The sequence below is a fragment of the Paenarthrobacter sp. AT5 genome, assembly GCF_032764245.1.
Lineage (GTDB): Bacteria > Actinomycetota > Actinomycetes > Actinomycetales > Micrococcaceae > Arthrobacter > Arthrobacter ureafaciens.
This window is the reverse complement of sequence record NZ_CP136441.1, coordinates 4,340,016-4,351,899: the sequence shown is the minus strand read 5'-3', so window position 1 is coordinate 4,351,899 and position 11,884 is coordinate 4,340,016. Positions and strand designations below refer to the sequence as shown.

15 protein-coding genes are annotated in these 11,884 nt (G+C 64.3%); 4 read left to right on the top strand and 11 right to left on the bottom strand.

Annotation, left to right across the window (positions count from 1 at the left end):
* Positions 1–65: 65 nt before the first annotated feature.
* From RI444_RS20245 to RI444_RS20205, 9 genes are all read right to left on the bottom strand, one after another.
* Positions 66–689: a hypothetical protein gene (locus RI444_RS20245; RefSeq protein ID WP_207605403.1), complete on the bottom strand. Its 624-nt coding sequence runs from the start codon at positions 687–689 to the stop codon at positions 66–68.
* Positions 686–1,012, bottom strand: a complete 327-nt coding sequence (locus RI444_RS20240; protein ID WP_021472996.1) for a hypothetical protein — start codon at positions 1,010–1,012, stop codon at positions 686–688. The genes RI444_RS20245 and RI444_RS20240 overlap by 4 nt, the downstream gene beginning before the upstream one ends.
* 74 nt (positions 1,013–1,086) lie before the next feature.
* A complete protein-coding gene (locus RI444_RS20235) occupies positions 1,087–1,476 on the bottom strand; it encodes a hypothetical protein (RefSeq protein ID WP_179012712.1) in 390 nt (129 codons plus the stop codon).
* A 24-nt stretch (positions 1,477–1,500) separates the two neighbouring features.
* Entirely contained in the window at positions 1,501–2,457 is a 957-nt protein-coding gene (locus tag RI444_RS20230; RefSeq protein WP_166185979.1) for a DUF808 domain-containing protein, read from the bottom strand.
* Between the two features lie 117 nt (positions 2,458–2,574).
* A complete protein-coding gene (mtr, locus tag RI444_RS20225; RefSeq protein ID WP_021472999.1) occupies positions 2,575–3,972 on the bottom strand; it encodes a mycothione reductase in 1,398 nt (465 codons plus the stop codon).
* Positions 3,973–4,022: 50 nt separating this feature from the next.
* A complete protein-coding gene (locus RI444_RS20220) occupies positions 4,023–4,511 on the bottom strand; it encodes a DUF2306 domain-containing protein (RefSeq protein WP_062098435.1) in 489 nt (162 codons plus the stop codon).
* Between the two features lie 60 nt (positions 4,512–4,571).
* Positions 4,572–4,910 (bottom strand): hypothetical protein, encoded by a 339-nt coding sequence (locus tag RI444_RS20215; RefSeq protein WP_021473000.1) that lies wholly within the window; start codon positions 4,908–4,910, stop codon positions 4,572–4,574.
* Between the two features lie 144 nt (positions 4,911–5,054).
* A complete protein-coding gene (locus RI444_RS20210) occupies positions 5,055–5,483 on the bottom strand; it encodes a universal stress protein (protein ID WP_021473001.1) in 429 nt (142 codons plus the stop codon).
* Positions 5,480–6,787, bottom strand: coding sequence for a PLP-dependent aminotransferase family protein (locus tag RI444_RS20205; protein ID WP_062098433.1), 1,308 nt, complete (start codon positions 6,785–6,787; stop codon positions 5,480–5,482). Before RI444_RS20205 ends, RI444_RS20210 begins: the two co-directional genes overlap by 4 nt.
* A gap of 104 nt (positions 6,788–6,891) precedes the next feature.
* Here RI444_RS20205 and RI444_RS20200 point away from each other — a divergent pair, with 104 nt between their 5' ends.
* The 3 genes from RI444_RS20200 to RI444_RS20190 all read left to right on the top strand — a co-directional run bounded on the left by RI444_RS20200 (position 6,892) and on the right by RI444_RS20190 (position 9,447).
* On the top strand, positions 6,892–7,740 hold the full coding sequence (locus tag RI444_RS20200) for an isocitrate lyase/phosphoenolpyruvate mutase family protein (protein ID WP_021473003.1): 849 nt from the start codon (positions 6,892–6,894) through the stop codon (positions 7,738–7,740).
* Positions 7,741–7,865: 125 nt separating this feature from the next.
* The gene (locus tag RI444_RS20195) at positions 7,866–8,927 is read left to right on the top strand and encodes a hypothetical protein (RefSeq protein WP_242703192.1); all 1,062 of its coding nucleotides are present in this window, start codon (positions 7,866–7,868) and stop codon (positions 8,925–8,927) included.
* Positions 8,908–9,447 carry a hypothetical protein gene (locus RI444_RS20190; RefSeq protein WP_062098427.1) on the top strand — a complete coding sequence of 180 codons (540 nt, stop codon included), beginning with the start codon at positions 8,908–8,910 and terminating at the stop codon, positions 9,445–9,447. The genes RI444_RS20195 and RI444_RS20190 overlap by 20 nt, the downstream gene beginning before the upstream one ends.
* Before the next feature lie 12 nt (positions 9,448–9,459).
* On the opposite strand, the gene RI444_RS20185 is transcribed toward RI444_RS20190, so the two are convergent.
* Positions 9,460–10,410 (bottom strand): hypothetical protein, encoded by a 951-nt coding sequence (locus tag RI444_RS20185; RefSeq protein ID WP_316963845.1) that lies wholly within the window; start codon positions 10,408–10,410, stop codon positions 9,460–9,462.
* A 174-nt stretch (positions 10,411–10,584) separates the two neighbouring features.
* Positions 10,585–11,154: an NAD(P)H-dependent oxidoreductase gene (locus tag RI444_RS20180; RefSeq protein WP_207605405.1), complete on the bottom strand. Its 570-nt coding sequence runs from the start codon at positions 11,152–11,154 to the stop codon at positions 10,585–10,587.
* Between the two features lie 87 nt (positions 11,155–11,241).
* On the opposite strand from RI444_RS20180, the gene RI444_RS20175 reads away from it, so the two are divergent.
* Positions 11,242–11,847: a TetR/AcrR family transcriptional regulator gene (locus RI444_RS20175; RefSeq protein WP_021473008.1), complete on the top strand. Its 606-nt coding sequence runs from the start codon at positions 11,242–11,244 to the stop codon at positions 11,845–11,847.
* Positions 11,848–11,884 lie beyond the last annotated feature (37 nt).

The following is an 11,884-nucleotide window of genomic DNA, read 5'->3' as shown; positions in this document are numbered from 1 at the left end:
CCGGCTTTGTTTAAGCGAGGTCGGCGCCGCGCGCGTGTCCATTGCCCTCGATAGGCGGCACATCTCTACCGCGCCAGGCCTGTCGCGATTCGTCGTGCCGTTGGTCCGGTGAGTGCTGCGACGGTGACCGCCATGAGGAGCCCGGCCACTGCGTACACAGAGATCATGAGCGGGGCGGGCGTACGCTCATCCACGATCGGCGATGGTGCGATTGTCCAGAGGAGGCCTGCTGCCCAGGCGCCGGCGTTCACCGGGATCCAGCGCAAGGTTTGCGATCCGCCGCGGCGCAGAACCAGCCACTGCAGCGATGGAATTGTCACCAGCAACAGCATCGCACCACCGGTGACCAGAGCGAGAGTTGGCGGTGAGGAGATGTCCAAGCCCCCTTGGATGCCCGGGAGCATGCCAAGGGACCACGCAACAGCGGCGCCGGCAGAGGTGGCCACGATCCAAGGAACCCGCGAAACCACCCCGCGGCCGAAGCCCAGCCACTGCCCGTACCCCAGCAAGGCACCCTCACAGGCGCCGGCGGCGATCATGGCCGGGTAGACCACGGTGTCCGGGGCTCCGGTCAACCCCAGCCAAGCGCCCATGCTCGCTGGAATCAGGAATCCGAGTGCTTCCCCTGCCGCCACCATGATGATCCACCGCGGGAGGAAGCCCACGGGTGCGTCACCAGCCTTCGTCACAGGCCCTGCCTTTGGCCCCGCTCGAAGACAAGAGACCACGGATGCTCTCCTTTGCCTGTTTGCTCCCAGCCGTCCCTTGCGAGGTCTTCGAGGAGCCGGTCCAGGGCTTGTCGCATGCCGGGCGAGTATGTCTCCTCCGGCGGACCATCCCGGTAGGAGCGCGGTGAGGTGAACGTGTCGCTTGTATAAAGGGAGCGTCCATTGGACCGGGCCACAAAGCGGAGGAGTCTGCTGCCGTACTGCGATGTCAGGACCGTCAGGATCCCGGCCCACCAGGACGTACTCCCGATATCCTCCAGTTCCACGGTCAGCCGCTCACCCATGGACCGATTATGCGACTCGCCGGTACCGGTCGACCACCCCACATGCGAGCGGGCGTCGGCAGGCTCTCCGAAATCTAGAAGAACAGCAGCACAAAGCCGCCAATCGTGCTCAACAAACCAACGGCAGTGAGAACCAGCCCCAGGAGCAGGACGGTCCGGTCGGGCCGGGGAGGGGTCAGGGACCAGCGGGTCGGATGGCAGGTGTCGTAGTGAACCTGGACAGGGTTCCGCCCGTCCACAGGCAGGACGGCTTCAAGAAGCACCTGCCGTTCGCTCCCATCCGGGCGGTTCCAGCGGAGTCCGGTGAATCCTCCGGCGCTGAACGTCGTCGCTTCCACCGAGTCCCACTGGCACCGGCGTTTGGCAATGATCCACGCCGCGATGAGAAGGGGCACGCCGGGAACGAAGCCCACCCAGGTCATCATTTCCAGGATCGGGCCGAGAACATCCACAGGTGCCGCCACAGCCTGATCTTACGGCTTCCGTCCTTAGTGGGAAGTGCTTTTCTTCTTTCCGAACGGCAATACACGCCGGACGGCCTGCACCAGGACCATGACGCCGGAACCCCAGAGGATGCCCAGGATCGCCGAACACAGAGTATTGATCAGCCACGCAAGGGCGCCGCCTATCGCGGGGATTTCAGCCACGGGCGATTCGAGTTTATGGACCAGGTCATAGGGCAGGTGCCAGCCGAGGTCGTAGCTGGCTTGCAGCAAGATATGTCCGCCAACCCAGAGCATGGCGATCGTTCCGACCACCGTGATCACGGTGAGGACTTTCGGCATTGCGGCGACCAGCAGGTGCCCGGTTCGCTGGGTGGCCGGGGCATCTCTCTTGGTCAAGTGGAGGCCGATGTCGTCCATTTTGACGATGAGGGCCACTGCCCCGTACACGGCCACGGTGATGATGATGGCCACGACGACCAAAATAAAGGCGCGAACCCAGAGGGATTCGACGGCGACCTCGTTCAGGGCGATGACCATGATTTCGCAGGAAAGGATGAAGTCGGTGGTGATGGCGCCACGGGTGACTTTGGCCTCGGCTTCCGGCCCGCGGTCCGGGGCCGGAGCGTCGGCGGCTTCGGCATGTCCCCGCACCTTGTGCCAGACCTTCTCGGCGCCCTCGTAGCAGAGGTAGGTGCCGCCGAGCAGGAGGATCACAGGAATGATTCCCGGTATGAAGGCGCTGATCAGCAGCAGGGCCGGCAGGATGATCAGCAGTTTGTTTCGCAGCGACCCCCAGAAGATCCTGCGGATCATGGGCAGTTCCCGGGACGGGTCCACCCCGGACACGTACTGCGGTGTCACGGCCGCATCGTCAATGACGACGCCGGCGGCCTTCGCCCCGGCCTTCGCGGCGCCGGCGGCGACATCATCTACAGAGGCGGCGGCTAAGCGGGCCAGTGCAGCGACGTCATCCAGCAGCGCAATCAGACCCCCGCTCACAGCTTCACACCATCCTGTAGGGGTGCATCCAGGCGGACAAGATTATCTGGGGCAAGACCTGAAAGCTGCATAGTCGCAGTCTACGTCCCGGGCTTGCCCGGCACGAAAATATTCCGGTTAGTCGAACTCGAGGCCGAGCAGGGCGTTTTCGGTGACTTCGGGCAGCGCAGGGTGGATCCAGTATTGCTTGGAGGCGAAGTCGCGCACGTCGAGGTCGAAGCTGAGCACTGTGATCATCTGTTGGATCAAGGTGGAAGCTTGCGGGCCCATGTAGTGCGCGCCGAGGAGTTTTCCGGTGCTGCGGTCCGCGATGAGTTTGCAGATCCCGGTGGTGTCTTCCAGTGCCCACCCGTAGGCGACGTCCCCGTAGTGCTGGACTTTGGTTGTCACGTTGTGCCCGTGTTCGCGGGCCTGGTCCTCGGTCATGCCGACGGTGGCGATCTGGGGATGGGTGAACGTGGCGGCGGGGACGTGGTCGTGCGGCAGCTTCCTCAGGTTTCCGGGGTTCAGCAGGTTGTGCCGGACTGAGCGCATTTCGGCGTTGGCTACGTGTTTGAGCATGTAGGGGGACGAAACGTCGCCGAGGGCCCAGACGCCTGGCGCCGACGTCGAGCGGCCGTATTCGTCCACCTTGATGCGTCCGTCTTCTGTCATCTCGATCCCGCCGAAAGACAGGTCCAGCCGGTCCCCGTTGGGGATCCGTCCAGTGGCTACCAGCAGTACCTCCCCGGTGGCGGTCGAGCCGTCGTCGAGCCGGACCTTTACGCCGTGGTCTGTCTCTTCGACGCCCACGGTGGTTCTCCCCGCCCTGACGTCGAAGCGTTCTGCGGCCAAGGAGTTGAAACGGTCGTGGAGGTCCTGGTCGAGGTGGCGCAGGAGCGTCGAGCGGGCGATGATCGTGACGTCGGTGCCCAGGGCATCGAAGACGTGGGCGAACTCCATGGCGATGGAACCCCCGCCGATGATCACCACGGACCTGGGCTGTGCGGGCAGCCGCATGATGTCTTCGCTGGTGTGGTAGCGCACGCCCGAGGCGGCGATGACTTCCGGGACTGAGGGCCGGGAGCCGGCGGCGACGACGATCCGGTCACCGGAGATGGTTTTCCCGTGTGTTCCTTGGCCTGTGCGCAGTGTGCGCTCTCCAATGAAGACGGCGTGTTGGTCATAGACGTCGATGTTTGGCGTCCTGGGGCCGCGGCGATATTCCTCACCAGCGGCGGCGATGGGATCGATGCGGGTCTGGAAGATACGGCTTACGATGCCCGGCCAGTCGACTGAGTTGACCGTAGCCAGGACGCCCAACCGCCCGGACTCAGCAATTTCCAGGGCCGTGTCTGCAACGTGAACGTACATTTTGGACGGGATGCAGCCGGCATTGAGGCAGGTGCCGCCGAATGAAGCTTCTTCGATGATCGCAATCGACAGGTCTTCGAACTCCGGACCCGGGATGGAGTTCCCGGACCCGGTGCCGATGATGACCAGGTCATAGTGCCGATCGGCGGCAGCAGCTTCCATGCGGGTTCCTCCCTGAGGGCTTTCCTCCACCCTAGTGAACCCGCGCCCGATTACCCGGCGCCGAGAGGCCTTTGCGCTTTGCGAAGCCGGGCGAGCCCCAGCACCGTCATGGCTGCTGTGCCGAGCAGAACCAGGATCAGCAATCCCAGCAGAGGAAGCTCATGGATGGCAAGCTGGGGGATTCGGCGCGAGGGCACAGCCAGCACGCCTACGAACGCGCCGATCAGACCGAAGTAGCTACCCGTCATGAAGCTGCGGTGGGCCCGAATATTCCCTGTTCTTACAGCCCACAACCCTGCGGTCAGAGTGCCAAACGTCAGAGCTGAGAGTGCATGGAGCCAGTTGAATCCGCCGTCTATGGTTCGGATTCCGAATGAGGTCAACACCACGATGTACATGGCAACAACCCAGATTCGCCCCACAATCCTATGGAGACTGCCGCCTTTGGTTCGACGCAGCAGATTGACGGCTCCAAATATGAGTGCATAGCTGGCGGCCACTGCGTGCACAGCAATCAGGACAGTCCAGGAAGAAGGCATACTCCGGAGCGTAGCGGACCCGGGAAGCCTCCGGCCCTCTTTACGGTCTGTGCTGCGGTTTTAGAACGCCGGGTAGTTGACCAGCAATGCTTGAAGGTCCGAAGAGGACATGTGGTTGGAGAGCTCAATACTCACGCCCATGGCAGCGGCCGCGATGGTGAGCATGGCGATGCAGGCCACGGACAGAAAGCGCCAGTCATTGCGGAAGACGCTGCCGATGGTCTCGGGCATGTCCAGCTGCGGGGCGATCATGTTGGGGGCGCTGTCCCAGGAGCCGTCGTCCAGCAGGGCAATGATGCGGTCATTGCTGCGGTCGAAATGCATGGTGCTGATGTTGTTGCCGTGGCGGGCCAGCAGGATGTCGTGTCCAACGCGCTGACGAGGCTGCAAAGTAAGCAAGAATATCCCCTGGAATCGAAAGAATAGTGGTGGCTCACATCATTGGGGGCATCTCGATTTTATAACGGTTGCAACTTTCGCCGGCCTCAAAAGACGCCAAAAGCCGGGTGAGACTGCCCACCCGGCGGCGTGATCCTGCTCGCTTTACGGTGCGTCTGTCTTGGCGATGTAGACGTCACACGGTGCCGTGTGCGCCACCGTGTTTGCCACGCTGCCCAGGACCCTTCCGATGCCCTGCATGCGTCGGTTGCCCACCACAATGAGCCGCGCATCGTGGATCTCGGCTTCTTTGACCAAGGCCTCCCCCGGCTTACCGCGGGCAGAGGAGTAGGTTACTTCCAGCCGGTCGTCGGCAAGTTGCTCGGCCACGGCCCGGGCTACTGCCTCGGCTTCGGCGGCGTCGGAGACGATCCATCGATCGGTTCCGATTTCCACAACCTCGGTCCGGTTGGTGTCAAAGGCGCTGACGACGCGCAGGTTGGCGCCGAGCCCGATGGCCAGCTGCTGGGCCGCTTTCGCCGCCCTCAAGGCGGTCTCGCTGCCGTCAACTCCTACAATGACTACTCCGGTCATAGCGCTGCTCCTTCATTGCTGGCTTGGATGGCCTCTGCAAGCACAGGTGCCAGACGGCGTACGCCTTCGGCAATCGTATCCGGGGGCACGGCACTGAAGGCCAGGCGCAACTTGTTGGACGGGCCGTCCGCGGGTGAAAAGGCCGCGCCGGGGATGAAGACAACACCGGCGTCGATGGCTTTTCCGAGGAGGGGATAAGTGTCCACACCCTCCGGCAGGGTCACCCAAACGAAGAAGCCACCGTCAGGCCTGGTCCAGGTAAGGCCTTCGGGCATGTGCTCGTCCAAAGCAGAAAGCAGGGCCCGGCAGCGCTCCGCGTACAACGCCCGGTAGGTTTCGATCTGGCCGCGCCAGTCGAACTCGCGGATGTAGGAGGAAACGAGCATCTGGTTGAGGGGCGGCGGGCAAAGGGTGACGGCCTCGGAAGCCAAGTAGAAGCGTCGCTGCAGGTGGGCGGGGACCAAGGCCCAGCCGATGCGCAAGCCGGGGGCAAAGATCTTGGAGAAGGAGCCCAGGTAGATCACGTCATCCGGGTTCGCCGCCCGCATGGGTGCGATGGGGTGGCCGTCAAAGCGGAGCAGGCCATAGGGGTTGTCCTCGAGAACCAATATATTCGCCGCGCGGCATATTTCGACGATCCGCTGGCGCCGCTCTGCGGCCAGCGTAATGCCTGAGGGGTTGTTGAAGTTGGGGATGGTGTAGAGGAACTTGATGCTCTTGCCCTCAGCCTGAAGCGAAGCGATCCTGGCCTCGAGCACCTCGGGGACCAGGCCGTCGTCGTCCATTTCGATCGGTTCCACCTGCACCTGGTAAGCCTCGAACGTGTTCAGCGCGCCGACGTACGTCGGATTCTCAACGAGCACCACATCGCCGGGATTGCAGAACACTTTGGTGGCGACGTCCTGCGCAGACTGTGAACCGGCGGTGACCACCACGTTTTCCGGCCGGGCATCGTTGATGCCCTCTGCGGCCATGACTTCGCAGATTTGTTGGCGGAGCTCTTCGGTGCCTTGCCCGCCGCCGTATTGCAGTGCGGTCATTCCTTCCTCGGAAATGATCCGGGCCGCCGTCTGTCCCAGCTTTTCCAGCGGAAGCGATTGCAGGTACGGGTTGCCGCCGGCGAGGGAGACCAATCCGGGCTGCATGGAGATGTCGAAGACGTCGCGAACCGCTGACTGCTTGATGTTGGCTGCGCGGGCTGAAAACAGTCCCTCGTGCGGATGGGCCGCAGTGGCTGCCCGTTCAATGGCATCGATTGCTTCGGCGGGAAGAGTGGTGTCGGCATTCAATGTTTCGTGGGTCACACTGACAGGATACTCCCGAAGGTTGTCAATAGTGCAACGTTTGTTTTCAACCAATCGGCTGGCCGGGGCTTTACGGAGTCAACCCGAACGGCTGGAATGTACTCATGACTTCGCACCAAGCATCCGTGACCAAGGCCGAGCAGTTCCATAAACTTCACCAGGCGGGTCCCGCGCCGCTGATTTTGGTGAACGTCTGGGACGCAGCCTCGGCCAAGGTGGTGCAGGAAGCGGGTGCGACGGCGATCGCCACCTCAAGCTCCGCCATCTCCTGGAGTCTGGGCTACCGGGACGGCGACCACGTGCCGTGGGGCCTGGCGATGGCGGTCCTGGGGCGCGTCGTGGCGGCGACAAGCCTGCCGGTCACCGCGGACATCGAAACGGGCTACGGACGTTCTGACGACGAACTCCGCGCCACCATCAACGCGGTACTGGACGCCGGCGCCGTCGGAATCAACATCGAGGACTCCGGAACCGAACCGCTCGCGGATATAGCGGAACAATCCCGCCGCATCGCCCTGATCCGGGCCGCGGCGGATGAACGCGGGATCCCGCTCTACATCAACGCGCGCACTGATACGTACTTGTCCGGGGCCTATCCCGATGCCGCTTACGAGGAGACGCTCGCACGCGCGGCGTCATACCTGCAGGCGGGCGCCGACGGCATCTTCGTCCCCGGCGTGCTGGATCTCCACACTTTGCACCAGCTTTCCGCAGGTATTGCCGCGCCGCTGAACGCGTTGGGCGGGCTCGGCGCGCCTTCGCCCATGGAATTGCACGACGCCGGCGTACGGCGCGTGAGCATAGGCGGCAACACAGCGAAGGCCGCTTATGCCAAGGTGGCCCGCGTCGCCACAGAAGTTCTGGGCGACGGCAACTGGTCCTGCCTGGCGGGCACCCGCAGCCATGACGAAATGGACGCGCTGTTCGCGGCGGGCCCGAAGTACGTGCCCTGATGCGGGCGTCGCCAGTGCAAGCGAACGACGGCGGCACGCGCCTTTAATGTCAGACCCCACCAATAGCTTGGAACAAGAGAAGGAGCCGGTAACCGGGCTCGGATAGCGGGCAACCAGGAGGATGGATGGCGAGGCGAAGCGTCCAGTTTTGGCGCATTGCGCAGGTGAACGGCGATGACCTCAGCCGTCCGTTTCCGGCGCGCCGGCTGGCTGAAGTGCTTCAGCAGGCTCGTCACGCGGGCACGGACCGGCACTACGTGTCCCCGGATGGAACCGTCCTGGTAGCCCAGGCTGTCGCCTTTACGCCGCATCCGGTCCTGCTGCTTGACCGGGTGCGGGACACCAACCTGCCCAGCGTCGGGGATCCATCGGGCCGCCGCAAGCCGTTGCCGTTGGCCCCGGGGGACCACCTCCTGGAAACCACCTATTTCGCTTTCTTGAAGCGAAACGTCGTGGCCGTGCTGACGAGCGGCAACGGCCCCCGCGCTTCGCGGATGGGGGAGTACCTGGAAGGGATGCTGGGCTTGGATCCCGGTCTGGTTCCGGTGGTGCGCGAGGACGTCGAGGAGATTCTCAGCCGGCTGGAAGTAAGCCGTTTTGAGTTCGCGCTGCCGGCCGAGCGTTTATCCGGAAAGCTCATGGAAGGCGAGTGGGCCGATGTCCTGGACAGCGCGTCGAGGCTGATGACCGAGGGCACGTTCCGGATCTCGCTGAGCGTCGGCCGGTCCGGCAAGGCCGCAGACAAACAGCGCATCCGCGAACGGATCCATCAATTGATCGAGCAGTTCCGGCACGCGGGATCCGTGGAACATTTCGATTACGTGGTGGCCGAGGGCAAAGATTCACTGTCGGGCGATCGTGAGGTTGTCGATCTGCTCAAGGAACGGTTCATCTCGCACGTTGAGGTGGATGCGGATGCCTTCAATGATCCCGCCAAATCCGTTGCCCAGGCGGTTTCCATACTTAACAAGCAAGCGCGGGACAACGAGGAATTCTTCGCACGGACTTTGCCCGAGGTCCAGGGCTCGCCTGACACTGCCCTGGTGCCGGACCTGATCGCAGGTGGGATGGCTGCGGTGCGCGAGGCCATGGCTGCGAAAGAAGCCGCCAGTGCTGGTGTGTCGACGCCAAGCGTCACGGCGGATTCCCGGGAAGGGGGTGCCGGGCATGAGCTTGTACGAGGTTGATGTGGAGCGGCGCGGAAGGCGTCGAACCCTGTGGCGGTGGTTCCTCCTCCATCCGAGGGCTGACTACCTCTGGGCCTTGATATTGGTGCTCCTGTGGATGGCTGCTGCTTTGCTGTTCCGGCAGCCTCTGATCCTGGAGGGCGTCGGACCCGGTGCCCGCCGGACGCTGTTCCAGACCCTAGCGACGATGGCCGGTGCCACAGCCGGCCTCACGCTAACCAGCGTCTCCATGCTGATCAACGTCCTCGGGAAGAAATCAGCGCCCGGCCAACGTGAACTGCCGTTGGAGAAGCTCACCCCCACGCACCGACGCCAAATCGGTGAGGTGTTCCTGTTCGCGATCCCCGGGCTCGGACTGCTCCTGATCGCTTCCCTTATCACTGTGGTCCTCGAAGGTGACGAATCGAGGGGGCTCTGGATCCCGGAAGCCGTGGTTTTCGTCTTTGCCTTCGCTTCCGCGCTGGCGTTGCTCAGGGTCGCGTGGGCGCTCCGTCGGGTCCTGGCCATTGCCACCGGATGACCGCCGCCCACGTCACCGCAGGCTCAGTGCGACGTCCAAGGTCATGCCGTTGACGTAGATTTCGGCACGCGTTGCACCGCTGGCAGCCACCACGGTGTGCGTGAGCTGCGCTTCGATCCGGGGGACGTCGCACACGCCGCCCGGCCGGATGGACCCGCCCAGGTTCACCACCACCGTGGAACCGCTGACATAACCGGAGACGAAGTGCAGGGAGGAGGCCGCGAGGGAATCGTAGAGTGCGGCGTCGTTGTCCACGGGCAACCCTGCGCCCAACAAGCGGCCGAGGGCCACGGTCAAAGGATCGCCGGATGACGCCGGACCGCGGACTGGGACAAGGCTGTCATTGCAGCCGAACCGCACACCGCGGGAACCGCCGTCGTTGATGGCCACGTAGTAAACGGCAGGGCCGGGCTCCACCTGCGGGGGCACTACCGCTGCCCGCGCGGCCTCGCCGCCCGCTGAGGGGCTGGCTGATGGTCCCGGGGAAGGCTCGACGGCGGTGCCCGGGTCGGCCGGGCTGCTGGCGCCTTGGCTGGTGTCGGTCGGGGTCGAAGGACCTGGGACCGCGTCCGTTCCGCCCCCGCCCGACGCGCCGCCGCCCGTTCCGGCCCCGCTCGTAGCGGCCCCGCTGGACACAGCCCCGCCCGATCCCGGAAGCGGGCCGGGGGCTGAGGGCTGGCCGGGATCACCAGAAGGAGGCAGGTTCCTGGGGGTGGTATCCGGCTGCGGTGTGGCAGACGAAACTGGCGGGGCCAGGCTGTTGCTGATGGGTTCGTCCGGGTTCTGCGGACCGGTAGAACCTGCTGCGGAAACGAATGGCGTGGAGGAAGGCGAAACCGCCTCAGGCGACGCCGTGCAGCCGGCCACCCACGTACTGAACAACAGGCAGGCGGCTGCGATCGCCGTCGTACTCTGCAGCCCCAGCCCGGCACGCATGACAGCCCCACACTCCTGTCCGTTCACCTGTCCTTAAACGTTAGGCCGCCTTGCAGGTGGGCAACATGCCGGTACGGTGACGGTTCGGACAAGACTCGGTCACGCGGGGCGGGAACGGTGTGGAAAACGGTGCCGCTAAACGCAAAGTGCCCCCGTCCTGTCCGGTAGATGTGGACGGAACGGGGGCACCAGGAAGAGTGACTAGGCTGCGGCTGCTTCGTCATCCTGAACGGCGGTCAGCGGCTCGAAGATGCCCTTGATCTGTTCCACGACCTCGGCGTCGTCCTTCGGGTGCAGTTCGGCGAAGCGGACCATGGATCCCGGCACGGCGAGCTTGACGTCTTCGAGGACCTTGGCGCCGGCGATGCCGACGGCCTTGCGGGCTTCGTCCTGCGCCCAGACGCCGCCGTACTGGCCAAAAGCGGTTCCGACGACGGCGGTCGGCTTGCCTGCGAGAGCGCCGGCGCCGAACGGGCGGGACAGCCAGTCGATGGCGTTCTTGAGGGATGCGGGGACGGTGCCGTTGTGCTCGGGGGTGACTAGGAGGAGGGTGTCAGCATTGGCTGCAGCCTCGCGGAGGGCGGCGGCTTCGGCCGGAACCTGGCCTTCGACGTCGATGTCCTCGTTGTAGAACGGGATGTTGCCCAGCGAGCCGTGGATCTGGACGTCAACGTTCTCCGGAGCGTTCAGCGCGATGGCCTCGGCGAGCTTCTTGTTGTGGGAATCAGCACGGAGGCTGCCGACGAGGGTGAGGACGGTGCTCTTGGTCATTGTGGTCTCCTTGGTAGGTTTTGGGCCTTCACCGATACTAAACGGACCACGGTCCGCTTTCTATTCCCGGGGTCTAGAATGACTCATGTGAGCTTCATCCCACTCCGGCCCGACGTGCCTTCTGAATCGCCGCACGAACGGCGAGACGCCGCGCGCAACCGGGAGCGCCTGCTGAGCGCCGCACGCGAGCTGGTAGATGAGTTTGGCGCTGAAGCGCTCACCATGGATGCGCTGGCCTGCAAAGCCAAAGTGGGCAAAGGGACGGTGTTCCGGCGCTTCGGCAGCCGGGCCGGACTTATGATGACCTTGCTGAGCGACTCCGAATCCGAATTCCAGCGCGGCTTCATGTTCGGGCCGCCGCCGCTGGGCCCCGGCGCGCCGCCGCGGGACCGCCTGGTTGCCTTCGGTGAGGGTCGGATTTATTTCATTCTGGAGAACGGTGACCTGTGGAAGGCCGCGGGTGCTTCCACCCGGAACCGTTTCGAAGCTCCACCCACCGCCCTCGCGCACCGGCACGTGGAGATGCTGCTGCGGGAGGCGGGCATTCCCGATCCCTGGGTGATGGCGATGGCCTTGATTGCGGCCCTGGACCCTGACCGGATCGTCAATGACGTGCGTGTTCACGGCATCTCGCCCAAGCGGCTCACCGATTCCTGGGGTGAGCTGGTCCGCCGTCTCGTCCCGTCAGCCTGACGGCTGCATCCGGGCACGTTCAGCGAGGGAACGCGCC